This window comes from Streptomyces sp. NBC_01304 (genome assembly GCF_035975855.1).
Lineage (GTDB): Bacteria > Actinomycetota > Actinomycetes > Streptomycetales > Streptomycetaceae > Streptomyces.
Genome location: NZ_CP109055.1, coordinates 5,633,472 through 5,649,280 on the forward strand (window position 1 = coordinate 5,633,472; position 15,809 = coordinate 5,649,280).

Below are 15,809 nucleotides of genomic sequence, written 5' to 3' on the forward strand. Positions count from 1 at the left end.
CGACGTTCGCTACTCGGTTTTTACGACCGGCCCCCACATCTGGGGCAGGATTAGCTTCCAGTCTACCGGTAGCGCCGACAGTGATGGGGGTTTGCCGGTACCTGAGTCCGCATGTGCCGCCCTGAACCGGCCGCTGACGACTCCCCATATCTGGCCCGGGGCTCAAAGAGGCTCACAGCGGCACTCAGCGCTTCGGGCTGTCAACCCTCCACTACGGTGAGGGACACCCCTGGTCCCCCACGCGTTTCAGGACCTATCCGTAGGTGTCGCCGGGCCCCGTCGAACCCGGGGCCCGCAAGGGTCCGAAGCGCCGGGTGGGCCCCTGCGGGCCGTACACCTTGATCAGCTTCACGGTGCCCTGGCCGAGGTCCTGGTTGAGCCGCGCCACCAGCTGCGGGGCGAGCAGGCGCAGCTGGGTGGCCCAGGCCGTGGAGTCGCACTGGACGGTCAGGACCCGCTCGTCCTCGTCGTACTTCTGCGGTACGCAGTGCTTGGCGAGGTCCTCGCCGACGATCTGCGGCCAGCGCCCCATCACGCCGCCCACCGCGGCCGGGGTCTCCCAGCCGCGCTCGGTGATCAGCCGGTTGATGGCGGCGCCGAGCGGCAGCGGGTCGCGGCCGTCGGCCCGTGCTCCGGACCTCAGTCCGCCGCCGCGCCTGGCCTGCTTCTTCTGCTGCGCCGCGTCGCCACGCGCGCGTGCCTGTTCTTTTGCTGCCCGCAGGGCGACTCGTGCGAGATCGACGCCGCTGGGTTCGGCGGGCTTGGGAGTCTCCCCGGCCGGCTTCTCGTCGCTGCTCATACGCGGCTCACCTCGCCTCCGGACACGGCATAGCGCGTGCCCGTCAGTACGCCCGGCACGTCGTCGTCGACCGCCGCCGTCACCAGGACCTGCTCACCCGGAGCCACCAGCTCCGCGAGCCGCTCGCGCCGCCGCGCGTCCAGCTCGGCGAAGACGTCGTCGAGCACCAGGACCGGCTCATTGCCCTCGGCCCGCAGCAGGTCGTACGAGGCGAGGCGCAGGGCCAGCGCGTACGACCAGGACTCGCCATGGCTGGCGTACCCCTTCGCGGGCAACTGCCCGAGGTTCAGGAGCAGATCGTCGCGGTGCGGCCCGACCAGGGTCACGCCCCGCTCGATCTCCTGTTTGCGTACGTCGGCGAGTGCGGCCAGGACCTGCTCGTAGAGCTCCTCGCGCGTCAGCCCGGGGCCCTGTGCCGACGGCTTGTACTCCAGGGCGATCGGCCCGCCGCCGGGCGCCAGTTGCTCGTACGCCTTGTCGGCGAGCGGCTGCAGCGTGGCGATCAGGTCGAGCCGCTGGGCCAGCAACTCGGCGCCCACGCGCGCCAGATGCTGGTCCCAGACGTCCAGCGTGGACATGTCCATCGAGCGGCCGCCGTGCCTGCGGGCCATGGCGGCCGACTTCAGCAGGGTGTTGCGCTGCTTGAGGACGCGCTCGTAGTCGGAACGCACGCCCGCCATCCGCGGGGACCGGGCGGTAATCAGTTCGTCGAGGAAGCGCCGGCGCTCGCCGGGGTCGCCCTTGACCAGGGCGAGGTCCTCGGGCGCGAACAGGACCGTCCGGACGATTCCCAGTACGTCACGTGGCTTGACCTGCGAAGACCGGTTGATGCGGGCGCGGTTGGCGCGCCCCGGGTTGAGCTCCAGCTCGACCAGCTGCTGTCGCTCGCCCTGCCGGACCGCGGCTCGGATGATCGCGCGGTCGGCGCCCATGCGGACGAGCGGAGCGTCGGACGAGACCCGGTGGCTGCCGAGCGTGGCGAGATAGCCGACCGCCTCGACGAGGTTGGTCTTGCCCTGACCGTTGGGGCCCACGAACGCGGTGACGCCCGGGTCGAGTGGGACCTCGACCCGGCCGTACGAGCGGAAGTCGGCGAGCGACAGATGCGTGACGTGCATTTCTGGGCGCCGACCTCCCCCGGCTGCTGTGCACATGACGCGCACAGCCTGTGGACTAGTTCTTCTCGACCGCGTGGCCGCCGAACTGATTGCGCAGCGCCGCGATCATCTTCATCTGCGGCGAGTCCTCCTGGCGCGAGGCGAAGCGCGCGAAGAGGGACGCGGTGATCGCGGGCAGCGGCACGGCGTTGTCGATGGCGGCTTCCACAGTCCAGCGGCCTTCGCCGGAGTCCTGTGCATAACCCTTGAGCTTGGCCAGGTGCTCGTCATCGTCCAGGGCGTTGACCGCGAGGTCGAGCAGCCAGGAGCGGATGACCGTGCCCTCCTGCCAGCTGCGGAACACCTCACGGACGTCGGTCACCGACTCGACGGCCTCGAGCAGCTCCCAGCCCTCGGCGTAGGCCTGCATCATCGCGTACTCGATGCCGTTGTGGACCATCTTCGCGAAGTGCCCGGCGCCGACCTTGCCGGCGTGCACGGAGCCGAACTCGCCCTCGGGCTTGAGGGCGTCGAAGACCGGCTGCACCTTGGCGACGTCGGCCTTGTCGCCGCCGTACATCAGCGCATAGCCGTTCTCCAGGCCCCAGACGCCGCCGGAGACGCCGCAGTCGACGAAGCCGATGCCCTTGGCGGCGAGCTCCGCCGCGTGCTTCTCGTCGTCCGTCCAGCGGGAGTTGCCGCCGTCCACGACGACGTCGCCGGGCTCGAGCATCGAGGCCAGGTCGTCGATCGTGGACTGCGTCGCTTCGCCGGCCGGGACCATGACCCAGACCACGCGGGGGCCCTTCAGCTTGCCCACAAGCTCCTGCAGGCTGTGGACATCCGCGAGGTCCGGGTTGCGGTCGTATCCGATGACGGTGTGGCCTGCGCGGCGGATGCGCTCGCGCATGTTGCCGCCCATCTTGCCGAGACCGACGAGACCGAGCTCCATCAGTGCTGTTCCTTAGTGAGACTGTGCGGTTTCGGGCCGTTCGTACCCACGTCCGAGCCTACGCCGGGACCTTCGGGCACACCTGTCGGCCCGTACCGCTCAGCTGTGCGGCGAAACCGCCGCACAGCCCCTGGCCTCAGCCGCTGAGTCGCACCGGCATGATCAGGTACTTGTACGCGTCGTCCGCCTCGGCATCCACCGCGGGCCGGCCGCTGAGCAGCGCGGGTTTGGTGGACGTCGTGAAGGACAGCTGCGCGGCCGGGGAGTCGATCGCGCTCAGGCCGTCGAGCAGGAACGTCGGGTTGAAGGCGATCGAGACGTCGTCGCCCTCGAGCTGGGCGTCGACCCTTTCCACAGCCTGTGCGTCGTCGCTGGAGCCGGCCTCCAGGATCAGCACGCCCTGCTCGAAGCTGAGCCGCACCGGGGTGTTCCGCTCGGCCACCAGGGCCACGCGCTTCACGGCCTCGACGAACGGGGCGGTCTCGATGACCGCGACCGAGTTGAACTCCGTCGGGAAGAGCGTCTTGTACTTGGGCAGGTCGCCCTCGAGCAGACGCGTGGTCGTCCGGCGGCCGGCGCCCTCGAAGCCGATCAGACCCTCGCCCGCGCCAGAGCTGGACAGGGCGATAGTCACGCTGTCGCCGCTGGTCAGCGACTTGGCGGTGTCGAGCAGGGTCTTCGCGGGCACCAGGGCGACCGCGGAGATGTCCGGCACCTCGGGCTTCCACAGGAACTCGCGGACCGCGAAGCGGTAGCGGTCGGTGGAGGCCAGCGTGACCGTGTCGCCCTCGATCTCGATGCGCACACCGGTGAGCACCGGCAGCGTGTCGTCACGACCGGCGGCGATGGCCACCTGGGCGGCGGCGGAGGCGAAGACCTCACCGGGCACGGTGCCGGTGGCGGTCGGCATCTGCGGCAGCGCCGGGTACTCCTCCACAGGCAGGGTGTGGAGTGTGAATCGCGAGGAGCCGCAGACCACGGTGGCGCGTACACCGTCTGTGGAAATCTCGACCGGCCTGTTGGGGAGGGCGCGGCAGATGTCCGCGAGCAGCCGCCCGGAGACGAGAACGCTGCCGTCCTCCTCGACCTCGGCCTCCACCGAGACCCGTGCCGACACCTCGTAGTCGAAGCCGGAGAGGCTCAGTGCGCCGTCCTCCGCCTTCAGGAGCAGGCCGGCCAGGACAGGCGCCGGCGGTCGGGCAGGGAGGCTACGAGCCGCCCAGGCCACTGCCTCCGCCAGTACGTCGCGCTCTACCCGGATCTTCACCGTAAGCCGCCTCCTGCTGATGCCTGGCTGCTCGCCCTGCTGGTCTTCGTGATCTGTCTGTTCTTGGTTGGCGGATCCCCAGGGTGGGGAGAACGCCGGGGACCAGTCTGACGTACGGCACCGACACTCGGTGCGGGTCGGGGTCAAGTCGCGACGAGCGGTCAGGCGAGCTCCGAGCTCGAGTTGTGCACAGGCCCCACTTCGAGGCGAATTCCCAGCTCTCTCTACTTGGTCGTAGTAGTAGGGGCTGTGGAAACGGTGGAAAACCTCGTATGCGCAGGTCAGACCCACTTTTTTGTCCACCGCGCCTGTGGGTGGAGGCAGTGGAAAACCCCTGGCATCTGTGGAGAACGGAAAGTTCTGCACAGGCGGTGCACAGGCAGGGCCGACTTCTCCCCAGCGCTGTCCCCAGGTTTTCCCGGCTTCCCCACAGCCCAACCGAGCCCCTCGGTGTGACGCCTTTCACTCGACCCGGTGAGAGGGCGCGTTGCGTTGCCGAACAGTGGACAGCCGTGTGGAGAAGCTGGGGACAACTGCTCGATCCCTGTGGGCCGCCGGTGGACAACGCGGTGACGAGATCACGGGCGCGTACATCTTCCACAGCCTGTGGAGATCTTTTGTCCACGAATCCACAAGCGTCTGACCTGGGTTGATGACCCGTCAACAGGGTTGCCTGTGGACGCAGTATGGACAACTTCCCAGTCCCCAGGGTGTGGACGGGGATTCAGGCACAAATCTGTGGAGAACTGGCCTGATCCACAAGGGAATCGAACACCGGGTGCCGGCGCCGAGCGTGTGGCGGGCACGCTTCGAGGGCATGTCGGGCTGTCAAAGCGCGCGTGCAGGGCCGTCGAAGCGTGCCCGCAGGGCCGTCGAAGGGCGCGTGCGAGGCCGTTGAAGAGCACCTGCCGCGCTGTCGGGGCACGCAAAAGGCGCCCCGGAATCGCGTCCCGGAGCGCCCTGCGGAGCCGGCCGTCTGTTGCTGTCCGCCGCTTCTGTCAGCCGTTCTTGATGCGGTTGGTCAGCTCGGTCACCTGGTTGTAGATGGAGCGCCGCTCGGCCATCAGCGCCCGGATCTTGCGGTCCGCGTGCATGACGGTCGTGTGGTCGCGGCCGCCGAACTGCGCGCCGATCTTCGGCAGCGAGAGGTCGGTCAGCTCACGGCACAGATACATCGCGATCTGCCGGGCCGTCACCAGGACGCGGCTGCGCGAGGAGCCGCACAGGTCGTCCACCGTGAGCCCGAAGTAGTCGGCGGTGGCGGCCATGATGGCCGTCGCGGTGATCTCCGGTGCCGCGTCCTCGCCGCCCGGGATCAGGTCCTTGAGGACGATCTCGGTGAGACCGAGATCCACCGGCTGCCGGTTGAGGCTCGCGAAGGCCGTCACCCGGATCAGCGCGCCCTCGAGCTCGCGGATGTTGCGCGAGATCCGGGACGCGATGAACTCGAGCACCTCCGGCGGGGCGTTGAGCTGCTCCTGCACCGCCTTCTTACGGAGGATCGCGATACGCGTCTCCAGCTCCGGCGGCTGTACGTCGGTGATCAGGCCCCACTCGAACCGGTTGCGCAACCGGTCCTCCAGGGTCACCAGCTGCTTGGGCGGTCGGTCGCTGCTGAGCACGATCTGCTTGTTGGCGTTGTGGAGCGTATTGAAGGTGTGGAAGAACTCCTCCTGCGTCGACTCCTTGTCCGCGAGGAACTGGATGTCGTCGACAAGGAGGATGTCCATCTCGCGGTACCGCTTGCGGAAGCTGTCGCCCTTGCCGTCGCGGATCGAGTTGATGAACTCGTTGGTGAACTCCTCGGAGCTCACGTACCGCACCCGCGTGCCGGGGTAGAGGCTGCGCGCGTAGTGGCCGATGGCATGCAGCAGGTGCGTCTTGCCGAGGCCCGACTCCCCATAGATGAAGAGGGGGTTGTACGCCTTCGCGGGCGCCTCGGCGACGGCGACCGCGGCGGCATGCGCGAAGCGGTTCGAGGCGCCGATGACGAAGGTGTCGAAGAGGTACTTCGGGTTCAGGCGCGCGGTGGGCTCGCCGGGACCGGTCGCCGGCGCGGGCTGTGCGGCCAGCGGGCCGGGGGCGCCGCCCGAGGAGGAGCGCGGTGGGGCGCCGTGGCCGCTCCGGTCGCCGGGGGACCGGTGGTCCGGGTGGCTGCCCGGTCCGTTGCGGCCGCCGCGGCCCGCGGGCGGCTCGGAGTGGTCCCGACGCTCGGGGCGCTGCTGCTCGTACGGGGAGCGGTCCTGCTGCTCGTACGAGGGGCGCTCGGGCTGCTGCCGGTAGTCGTGCTGCGGCTGCTGCGAGGACGGCGATGCGTACGGGTCGCGTTCGGGGAAGCCGAGGCGGGGCTGCTGCCAGCCGTAGTCGTCCTGTGTCGGCCGCGGCCAGGCGCCGGGTGCGGGGCGCTGGTAATCGGGGTAGGCGGGGCGCGCGGTCGGGAGCTGGTCGTCGTGCGGGCCCTGGTGCTGGTCCGGGCGGCCGGTGGGTCCGTCGTCGCGGCGGCCGTAGCTCTCGTACTGGTCCCGCTGGTCCCGGTTGTCGCGGCCCTGGCCGGGCTCCTCGTAGCGCGGCTGGTCCTCGTAGCGGCTCTGCGGCCGTAGGCCGTCCTGGGGCCCCTGGTCCTCGTACCGCGGCACCGGAGGCGCGGGCGGCGTCGGAGCGGGCTCCCCGACGGAGTCGTCGACCGTGATGGCGATGCGGATCGGGCGGCCGCACTCCCGGCTCAGGGTCTCGCTGACGATGGGCGCGAGCCGACCCTCCAGGACCCCCTTGGCGAACTCGTTCGGCACCGCGAGCAGAGCGGTGTCGGCGACCAGAGCCAGCGGCTGGCAGCGCTTGATCCAGATCTCGTCCTTCGCCTCGACTCCCTGACCGCGTCCTTCGCCGAGGAGATGTTCCAGCACTCGTGGCCACACTGCGGCAAGATCGGCAGGTACGTCAGCCACAGGGCACGCTCTCTCACGGGGTCCCACGAAGGTGTGGTTCTTGGGACGGGCGGGATAAAAATCGGATGGCGCGGAGGGAAGGGAACGAATCGGAGTTCAGCCACGGTAGTCAGGGCGACCGCTGCGGTTCAAGTTGTTGTCCACAGGCTGTGCACAGTGTCCCCCACCGCACCGCCGGTTTGACCGGATGGCGTAGCCGCGCGTACCGTAACCAGGTCGAGTTGTCGATGGCTGCTGCCGCCTGCCTCCGATGGGCATGGATCGCGGTCTCTGATCATTCAGAGTCGTGAAAGCGGTGCACTCGGGCGTATTGCGAGCTCCTCGCGGGCGCACGGTGACAGCCAAGCGACGCCCCGCCGTCATCCGATCATTTCTGGAGCCCCCGAGTGAGCAAGCGCACCTTCCAGCCGAACAACCGTCGTCGCGCGAAGACCCACGGCTTCCGGCTGCGGATGCGTACCCGTGCCGGCCGCGCCGTCCTGGCGTCCCGCCGTGGCAAGGGTCGCGCCCGCCTTTCCGCCTGATCTAACAGGTCATGACGTCGTGCTGCCTACCGACAACCGGCTGAGGCGGCGCGAAGACTTCGCGACCGCGGTACGACGAGGACGCCGGGCAGGACGCCCGCTACTCGTCGTCCATCTACGCAGCGGTGCCACGGACCCGCACGCGCCTGGGGAGAGCGTTCCCCCGACGCGTGCGGGTTTCGTCGTGAGCAAGGCCGTGGGTGTAGCGGTCGTACGCAACCTGGTGAAGCGACGCCTTCGCCACTTGATGCGAGAACGACTGGCCCAGCTGCCCCCCGGTAGCCTGGTAGTCGTACGAGCGCTGCCCGGAGCGGGCGACGCCGACCAAGCTCAGCTGGCCCGAGACCTGGATGCCGCCCTTCAGCGGCTGCTGGGAGGGGGCGCGCGATGAAGTACCCATTGCTTGCACTGATCAAGCTCTACCAGTGGACCATCAGCCCGTTGCTGGGGCCGGTGTGCAAGTACTACCCGTCGTGCTCCCACTATGGCTTCCAAGCCATCGACCGGCATGGCGCGGTCAAGGGGACGGCACTCACCGCGTGGCGCATCCTGCGGTGCAATCCGTGGTCGCACGGTGGTGTCGACCATGTGCCGCAGCGAAAGCGTCCGCGGTGGCACGAAATGCTGCGTAACGCCTGGCGTACCAAGGGCGGGCACTCCGCTGCTGAGGACAAGCAGTCCAGCCCTGCCGCCGAGACCTCGCCCCACGCTCAAGGAGCCTGATTAGTGGACACGATTGCCAGTCTGTTCAGCTTTATCACCACACCCGTTTCCTGGGTCATCGTCCAGTTCCACTCGCTGTACGGGAAGATCTTCGGTCCCGACACGGGCTGGGCCTGGGGCTTGTCCATCGTGTCCCTGGTGGTTCTCATCCGGATCTGCCTGATCCCGCTCTTCGTGAAGCAGATCAAGGCCACTCGCGGTATGCAGACGCTGCAGCCCGAGATGAAGAAGATCCAGGAGCGCTACAAGAACGACAAGCAGCGCCAGTCCGAAGAGATGATGAAGCTGTACAAGGAGACGGGTACCAACCCGCTCTCCTCGTGCCTTCCCATCTTGGCGCAGTCGCCGTTCTTCTTTGCCCTGTACCACGTGCTGAACGGCATCGCGTCGAACAAGGAGATCGGCTTCATCGACGGGCCGCTCCTGGCGAGCGCCCAGAAGGCCCACATCTTCGGTGCTCCGCTGGCCGCGAAGTTCATGGACAGCACGGAGAAGGTCGAAGCCCTCGGCGCCACGCTGATGGACGTCCGCGTCGTCACCGCGATCATGATCGTGATGATGTCGTTCTCGCAGTTCTACACGCAGCGCCAGCTGATGACGAAGAACGTCGACATGACGGTGAAGACGCCGTTCATGCAGCAGCAGAAGATGCTGATGTACGTCTTCCCGGTCATCTTCGCCGTGTTCGGCATCAACTTCCCCGTCGGTGTTCTCGTCTACTGGCTGACCACCAACGTGTGGACCATGGGCCAGCAGATGTACGTCATCCGCCAGAACCCCACCCCGGGCAGCAAGGCGCAGGAGGCTTACCTCGACCGCCTGAAGGACAAGCTCGTCCGGCACGAGGGCGGCAAGATGCGACGCAGCGAGCGGAACGTCGCCAAGCTGATCGTTGCCAAGGACATCAAGGACCGCAAGGAAGCCGAGCGCAAGTTCATCACCGGTCTGCGGGGCGAGGGGCTGGCCGTACAGCCTGACGGCCTCGTGGTGAAGAGCGACTCGTCCGTCGCGGTGCTCGACGCCGACGGCGACGCGCCGGCCGGCGGCCCCGCCAAGCGCCAGCAGCCCAAGCGGCAGAGCAAGTCCCAGCGCCAGTCCGGCGCGGCCAAGAGCGACCCGGCCGAGCAGGACTCTCCCGAGACGGTCGGCAAGACCTCGCTGGAGAAGTCCGACGAGCCGCAGGACGCCAAGGCCGAGGAGCCACAGGACGCCAAGCCCCAGGCCAAGGCCGCGGCCGGCAAGACCGGCACCGGAACCCGCAGCAAAGCCAAGTCCGGACAGCGCAAGGGCCAGCAGCGGCCCAAGCACCCGTCCAAGAAGTAAGAAGGAGTCCATCCCGTGACGGACGGCACCACCACCGAAGCCCCTGCTGAGGCCGGCGACACCCTGACCCGCCTCGAGCAGGAGGGCGAGATCGCGGCGGACTACCTCGAGGGTCTGCTGGACATCGCCGACCTCGACGGCGACATCGACATGGACGTCGAGGCCGATCGGGCCGCTGTCTCGATCATCAGCGACTCCGGCGGCCGCGACCTGCAGAAGCTGGTCGGCCGCGAGGGCGAGGTGCTCGAAGCACTTCAGGAGCTGACCCGTCTCGCGGTGCACCGAGAGACGGGGGACCGCAGCCGGCTGATGCTGGACATCGCGGGCTACCGTGCCAAGAAGCGCCAGGAGCTTTCTGAAATCGGCGCCAAGGCGGCGGCCGAGGTGAAGAGCAGCGGCGAGCCGGTCAAGCTCCAGCCGATGACGCCCTTCGAGCGCAAGGTCGTACACGACGCGGTCAAGTCCGCCGGGCTGCGCAGCGAGTCTGAGGGCGAGGAGCCGCAGCGCTTCGTCGTCGTGCTCCCTGCCTGATCGGCACGCGTTTTCCGGCCCCGTCTGTTCGCAGGCGGGGCCGATCTTTGTCAGCCTGATAGTCAGCACCCAGTGCGGTACGGAAGGACGGTCCCCGTGACGGAGGCAGCAGAGCTCCCCCCGGCGCCGGAGCAGGCCCGGACGGTATTCGGCGAGCGTTTCGCGGATGCGGTCCGGTATGCCGAGCTGCTGGCCGATGCCGGTGTGCGGCGTGGGCTGATCGGCCCCCGCGAGGTGCCCCGGTTGTGGGAGCGCCATCTGCTGAACTGCGCGGTGCTGTCCGAGGTCGTCCCTGAGGGGGTGACCGTGTGCGACGTCGGCTCCGGTGCGGGTCTGCCCGGCATCCCGCTGGCCCTGGTCCGTCCGGACCTCAAGATCACGCTGCTCGAGCCGCTGCTCAGGCGCACCAACTTCCTCACCGAAGTGGTGGAACTCCTTGGCCTCGACCATGTGACGGTCGTTCGGGGACGGGCCGAGGAAGTACTGGGCAAGCTGCCGCCCGTCCACGTGGTCACCGCTCGCGCTGTGGCACCGCTGGACCGCCTGGCGGCCTGGGGTGTTCCACTGCTGCGCCCGTACGGCGAGATGCTGGCCCTCAAGGGCGACACCGCCGAAGAGGAGATCAAGGGGGCGGGGGCGGCGCTGAGCAAGCTCGGTGCTGTGACGACCTCTGTGCTGCATGTTGGCGAGGGCATTGTCGACCCGCTGTCCACTGTCGTACGGGTCGAGGTCGGGGAGAGCCCGGGAGGCGTGCGCTTCGCGGCCAAGCGCGCGAAGGCGGCACGAACGGGACGTGTGCGCCGCCGTCGCTGATCCGTCCTGATGACCAGCCGTAGGCCACACAAGCTGCCAAACGTACCCACGCCGGAGTGTCGCGCGGTTATGGGGCTGACGGCTAGGCATCGTGTTTCACGTGAAACGTCGCTCACTGCTGCATGGGATCATCAGTCGCGGTCGCACCGCGTCCTCGCGTGATCGCGGACCCCTCTCAGGGGGGACAGAGTTGTCCACAGAGGTGGATTCCTCCACAGAAGACCGGGCCTCGCTGGTTCACGACCCCGAAGGCATGGGAGGCTCTGTTCATTCCGAGCCTGAAGTCGAGGAGAGTGAAGCCTTGCGGTCCAACGCCAACATCGCGGGACCGATGACCGATCCGGTCCCCGGTCCCCGTACCGAGTCGGTGGGGGAGGATGTTTCACGTGAAACACCGCCCCCGATGGACGACACCCCCATCGGTCGCGCTGCCCAACTGGCAGTAGAGGCGCTGGGTCGAGCCGGCGAGGGTCTCCCACGACCCGAGCAGACCCGGGTCATGGTGGTCGCCAACCAGAAGGGCGGGGTCGGCAAGACCACCACCACGGTCAATATGGCCGCCTCACTCGCGCTGCACGGTGCGCGGGTTCTGGTGGTCGACCTCGACCCGCAGGGCAACGCTTCCACGGCCCTGGGGATCGACCATCACGCCGAAGTCCCTTCCATCTACGACGTGTTGGTGGAGAGCAAGCCGCTCTCCGAGGTCGTGCAGCCGGTCCCCGATGTCGAGGGCCTCTTCTGCGCTCCTGCCACGATCGATCTCGCCGGTGCGGAGATCGAGCTGGTGTCGCTGGTGGCCCGCGAGAGCAGGCTGCAGCGTGCGATCCAGGCGTATGAGCAGCCCCTCGACTACATCCTCATCGACTGCCCGCCCTCGCTGGGGCTGTTGACGGTCAACGCATTGGTGGCGGGCGCAGAGGTGCTCATCCCCATCCAGTGCGAGTACTACGCGCTCGAAGGCCTCGGCCAGCTGCTGCGCAATGTCGACCTGGTGCGCGGTCACCTCAACCCCGATCTGCACGTGTCGACCATCCTGCTCACCATGTACGACGGCCGGACCCGGCTCGCCTCCCAGGTGGCCGACGAGGTGCGCAACCACTTCGGTGAAGAAGTCCTTAGGACGAGCATTCCCCGTTCGGTCCGTATCTCGGAGGCGCCCAGCTACGGGCAGACCGTGCTGACCTACGATCCCGGATCAAGCGGTGCGCTCTCCTATCTCGAAGCAGCCCGGGAGATGGCGCTGCGCGGGGTCGGGGTGCGCTATGACGCACAGCACGGCCAGACAGGCGCACAGAACGATCAGCAGAGCATGGCGGAGGGGATCCAGTGAGCGAGCGACGTAGAGGTCTGGGGCGCGGACTCGGCGCTCTGATCCCCGCGGCCCCGACCGCGGAGAAGTCGGCACCGCCGGCCATGGGCGGGGCAACGAGCTCCCCCTCGGCCGTGCCGGTGCTCACCGCCGAGCGTGGTGTGGCCGCCGCGAAGGTGGCGACCCTTCCGCAGGGCAACGTTCCACGTGAAACGGAAGAGCCCACCGTCGAGGCCGTGGTGGTGGAGGAGCCTTCTGCCGGAGCTCATTTCGCCGAGCTGCCGCTGGACTTCATCACCCCCAACCCGCGACAGCCGCGCGAGGTCTTCGACGAGGACGCTCTGGCCGAGCTCATCACCTCCATCAAGGAGGTCGGGCTTCTTCAGCCGGTTGTCGTACGGCAGTTGAGTGCTTCCCGGTACGAGCTCATCATGGGCGAGCGCCGCTGGCGTGCCTGCCGTGAGGCCGGCCTGGAGCGGATTCCCGCGATCGTGCGGGCCACGGAGGACGAGAAGCTTCTCCTGGACGCGCTCCTGGAGAACCTGCACCGAGCACAGCTGAACCCGCTGGAAGAGGCCGCGGCCTACGACCAGTTGCTGAAGGACTTCAACTGCACGCACGACCAGCTGGCGGACCGGATCGGTCGCTCACGCCCGCAGGTCTCCAACACCCTGCGTCTGCTCAAGCTGTCGCCGGCGGTGCAGCGCAGGGTCGCCGCCGGGGTGCTGTCCGCGGGTCATGCTCGGGCGCTGCTCTCCGTCGAGGACTCCGAGGAACAGGAGCGGCTCGCTCATCGCATCGTGGCCGAAGGGCTGTCGGTGCGTGCGGTCGAGGAGATCGTGACCCTGATGGGGTCCCGGCCGAAGACAGCGCCGCGGAACAAGGGCCCTCGGGCCGGAGGTCGTCTGTCGCCGGCGCTGACCGATCTCGCCTCTCGCCTCTCGGACCGGTTCGAGACGCGGGTGAAGGTGGACCTGGGACAGAAGAAGGGCAAGATCGTCGTGGAGTTCGCCTCCATGGACGACCTGGAGCGCATCCTGGGCACGCTCGCCCCGGGTGAGGGGCCGGTCCTCGAGAAGAGCCTCACAGAGGACGAGGACGACGAGAGCTGAGGCCTCGTGCCACTGCGAGAGCGGGCGGTGTCCGGTGTGTACCGGAACACGGCCCGCTCTTTGCTTTCTGGCGGTTTCGATGCAATCGCATGGTGGATACGATGCGCTCAGGTATGGCGCATCCACCTGGCGGCACCTCTGGAGAGGGAGGCGGGGGCCATGCGATCGATGAACCGCACCGGGCTGATGACTGCGGGCCTTGGGCTGGGCGCGGTCGGCGGTTTCGTCGGCAGTCTGCTCAAGGAACGGAGCACTCTGACCGCCGCCCGTGGTGCGGCGGGCGTAGGAAGCGAGGAACTGCCTTCATGGGGCGTCGGCTCGTACCGCTCACGCTGGACAACCTCTCGGACCTTCCCAAGCGCTGCCGTGCGTGTGTCTTCTGGGAGCTGGATCCGGTCAGTGGGCAGGCCGCGGTAAAGGCGGGCACTCCCGAGCTGGAGAAGGAAGCCTGGATCTCCGCGGTGCTGCTTGAGTGGGGTTCCTGCGGTCGGGTCGTCTATGTCGACGAGATCCCGGTTGGCTTTGTGCTGTACGCCCCGCCGGCGTACGTGCCGCGCTCCACCGCGTTTCCCACGAGCCCGGTGTCACCGGACGCCGTACAGCTGATGACGGCATGGATCATGCCGGGCTATCAGGGGCAGGGACTTGGCCGGGTGGTGGTGCAGACCGTGGCGAAGGATCTGCTGCGAAGAGGCTTCAAGGCGATAGAGGCCTTCGGGGATGCCCGCTGGAAGGAGCCCGCGTGTGTGCTGCCGGCGGACCATCTGCTCGCCGTGGGCTTCAAGACCGTACGACCGCATCCGGTTCATCCGCGGCTGCGGCTCGAGTTGCGTACGACGCTCTCCTGGAAGGAGGACGTCGAGTTGGCCCTCGACCGTCTCCTGGGTGCAGTCCAGAAGGAGCCTGCGTTGCGGCCGCTTTAGAGGTGCATGGGTAGACAGACGTGAAACGGGCCCGCCCCCTGCTACAGGGGGCGGGCCCGTTTCACGTGAAACAGTCCGCTCGCATCCGCTGCACGGAAGCAGCAGCTGCTACTTCGCAGCGATGAAGCCCTCGAGGTCGCGCTCGATGGCCGCCTTCGGCTTGGCGCCGACGATCGTCTTGGCCACCTCACCGCCCTGGTAGACGTTCAGGGTCGGGATCGACATGACGCCGTACTTGGCGGCGGTGGCCGGGTTCTCGTCGATGTTGAGCTTGGCGACGATGATCTCGTCGTGCTCGCCCGCGATCGCCTCGAGCGAGGGGGCGATCTGGCGGCACGGACCGCACCAGGCGGCCCAGAAGTCGACGAGCACGGGCTTGTCGCTCTTGAGGACCTTCTCCTCGAAGTCGGCGTCCGTCACGGTGATGGTGGCACCGGCCATGGCACTTTCTCCTTTGTTGCAGGGGGCGTTGGGGGAAGCAGGATCAGGCAGTTGCGGCGGCAGCGGTCTCGCTGTCGGCGAGCGCTGCAAGGAAGCGCTCGGCGTCCAGAGCGGCGGAGCAGCCGGTGCCCGCTGCGGTGATCGCCTGCCGGTAGGTGTGGTCCACGACGTCGCCGGCACCGAAGACGCCGGACAGGTTGGTGCGAGTGGAGGGGGCCTCGACCTTGAGGTAGCCCTCGCCGTCCAGCTCGAGCTGACCCTTGAAGAGCTCCGTGCGAGGGTCGTGCCCGACGGCGATGAAGAGGCCGGTGACCGGCAGCTCGGAGGTCTCACCGGTCTTGGTGTTGCGCAGGGTCAGACCGGAGAGCTTCTGCTCGCCGTGGATCTCGGCGACTTCGCTGTCCCAGGCGAACTTGATCTTCGGGTCGGCGAAAGCACGGTCCTGCATGGCCTTGGAGGCGCGCAGGCTGTCACGGCGGTGGACGATCGTCACGGACTTGGCGAAGCGCGAGAGGAAGGTCGCCTCCTCCATCGCGGTGTCGCCACCGCCGATCACGGCGATGTCCTGGTCCTTGAAGAAGAACCCGTCGCACGTGGCGCACCAGGAGACGCCGCGTCCGGAGAGCGCGTCCTCGTTGGGCAGACCGAGCTTGCGGTGCTGGGAACCGGTGGTGACGATCACGGACTTGGCGCGGTGCACCGTGCCGGCCGTGTCGGTGACGGTCTTGATCTCACCGGTGAGGTCGACCGCGACCACATCGTCCGGGATCAGCTCGGCGCCGAAGCGCTCGGCCTGGCCGCGCATGTTGTCCATGAGCTCGGGGCCCATGATGCCGTCCTGGAAGCCCGGGAAGTTCTCCACCTCGGTGGTGTTCATGAGCGCACCGCCGGCGGTGACGGCACCCTCGAAGACCAGCGGCTTCAGCGACGCGCGCGCGGTGTACAGCGCCGCCGTGTAGCCGGCGGGTCCGGAGCCGATGATGATCACGTTACGGACGTCGCTCACGGGTTGCTTCCTCGTCTCTGCGGACTGCCTACTGCCTCGGGCGG

Annotated in this window: 16 protein-coding genes; 9 read left to right on the plus strand and 7 right to left on the minus strand. The window is 68.1% G+C overall.

Annotation, left to right across the window (positions count from 1 at the left end; translation table 11 throughout):
• Window positions 1-253: 253 nt before the first annotated feature.
• The 5 genes from OG430_RS24965 to dnaA form a co-directional block, all read right to left on the minus strand.
• The gene (locus OG430_RS24965; protein WP_327354820.1) at window positions 254-799 is read right to left on the minus strand and encodes a DUF721 domain-containing protein; all 546 of its coding nucleotides are present in this window, start codon (window positions 797-799) and stop codon (window positions 254-256) included.
• Window positions 796-1,917 (minus strand): DNA replication/repair protein RecF, encoded by a 1,122-nt coding sequence (gene recF, locus OG430_RS24970; RefSeq protein ID WP_327354822.1) that lies wholly within the window; start codon window positions 1,915-1,917, stop codon window positions 796-798. The genes OG430_RS24965 and recF overlap by 4 nt, the downstream gene beginning before the upstream one ends.
• A gap of 55 nt (window positions 1,918-1,972) precedes the next feature.
• Entirely contained in the window at window positions 1,973-2,848 is an 876-nt protein-coding gene (gnd, locus tag OG430_RS24975; protein ID WP_327354823.1) for a phosphogluconate dehydrogenase (NAD(+)-dependent, decarboxylating), read from the minus strand.
• A 136-nt stretch (window positions 2,849-2,984) separates the two neighbouring features.
• Entirely contained in the window at window positions 2,985-4,115 is a 1,131-nt protein-coding gene (dnaN, locus tag OG430_RS24980) for a DNA polymerase III subunit beta (protein ID WP_327354824.1), read from the minus strand.
• A gap of 998 nt (window positions 4,116-5,113) precedes the next feature.
• Complete coding sequence (gene dnaA, locus OG430_RS24985; protein WP_327354826.1) at window positions 5,114-7,060, minus strand: chromosomal replication initiator protein DnaA; 1,947 nt, start codon at window positions 7,058-7,060, stop codon at window positions 5,114-5,116.
• A gap of 386 nt (window positions 7,061-7,446) precedes the next feature.
• Here dnaA and rpmH point away from each other — a divergent pair, with 386 nt between their 5' ends.
• The 9 genes from rpmH (at window position 7,447) to OG430_RS25030 (ending at window position 14,318) form a co-directional block, all read left to right on the plus strand.
• Window positions 7,447-7,584, plus strand: coding sequence for a 50S ribosomal protein L34 (gene rpmH / locus OG430_RS24990; protein ID WP_052578310.1), 138 nt, complete (start codon window positions 7,447-7,449; stop codon window positions 7,582-7,584).
• 19 nt (window positions 7,585-7,603) lie between these two features.
• Window positions 7,604-7,975, plus strand: a complete 372-nt coding sequence (rnpA, locus tag OG430_RS24995) for a ribonuclease P protein component (protein WP_327354827.1) — start codon at window positions 7,604-7,606, stop codon at window positions 7,973-7,975.
• Complete coding sequence (gene yidD / locus OG430_RS25000) at window positions 7,972-8,307, plus strand: membrane protein insertion efficiency factor YidD (protein ID WP_327354828.1); 336 nt, start codon at window positions 7,972-7,974, stop codon at window positions 8,305-8,307. The genes rnpA and yidD overlap by 4 nt, the downstream gene beginning before the upstream one ends.
• A gap of 3 nt (window positions 8,308-8,310) precedes the next feature.
• On the plus strand, window positions 8,311-9,630 hold the full coding sequence (gene yidC, locus OG430_RS25005) for a membrane protein insertase YidC (RefSeq protein ID WP_327354829.1): 1,320 nt from the start codon (window positions 8,311-8,313) through the stop codon (window positions 9,628-9,630).
• A 15-nt stretch (window positions 9,631-9,645) separates the two neighbouring features.
• Window positions 9,646-10,161, plus strand: a complete 516-nt coding sequence (locus OG430_RS25010) for a Jag family protein (protein WP_327354830.1) — start codon at window positions 9,646-9,648, stop codon at window positions 10,159-10,161.
• Between the two features lie 96 nt (window positions 10,162-10,257).
• Window positions 10,258-10,974 carry a 16S rRNA (guanine(527)-N(7))-methyltransferase RsmG gene (gene rsmG / locus OG430_RS25015; protein ID WP_327354831.1) on the plus strand — a complete coding sequence of 239 codons (717 nt, stop codon included), beginning with the start codon at window positions 10,258-10,260 and terminating at the stop codon, window positions 10,972-10,974.
• A gap of 253 nt (window positions 10,975-11,227) precedes the next feature.
• Entirely contained in the window at window positions 11,228-12,304 is a 1,077-nt protein-coding gene (locus OG430_RS25020) for a ParA family protein (RefSeq protein WP_327359217.1), read from the plus strand.
• On the plus strand, window positions 12,301-13,395 hold the full coding sequence (locus tag OG430_RS25025) for a ParB/RepB/Spo0J family partition protein (RefSeq protein ID WP_327354832.1): 1,095 nt from the start codon (window positions 12,301-12,303) through the stop codon (window positions 13,393-13,395). Before OG430_RS25020 ends, OG430_RS25025 begins: the two co-directional genes overlap by 4 nt.
• A 305-nt stretch (window positions 13,396-13,700) precedes the next feature.
• Window positions 13,701-14,318, plus strand: coding sequence for a GNAT family N-acetyltransferase (locus tag OG430_RS25030; protein WP_327354833.1), 618 nt, complete (start codon window positions 13,701-13,703; stop codon window positions 14,316-14,318).
• A 108-nt stretch (window positions 14,319-14,426) separates the two neighbouring features.
• Here OG430_RS25030 and trxA read toward each other — a convergent pair whose 3' ends face one another.
• Window positions 14,427-14,759, minus strand: a complete 333-nt coding sequence (gene trxA, locus OG430_RS25035; protein ID WP_327354834.1) for a thioredoxin — start codon at window positions 14,757-14,759, stop codon at window positions 14,427-14,429.
• A 43-nt stretch (window positions 14,760-14,802) separates the two neighbouring features.
• A complete protein-coding gene (trxB, locus tag OG430_RS25040) occupies window positions 14,803-15,765 on the minus strand; it encodes a thioredoxin-disulfide reductase (RefSeq protein ID WP_327354835.1) in 963 nt (320 codons plus the stop codon).
• Window positions 15,766-15,809: the final 44 nt, after the last annotated feature.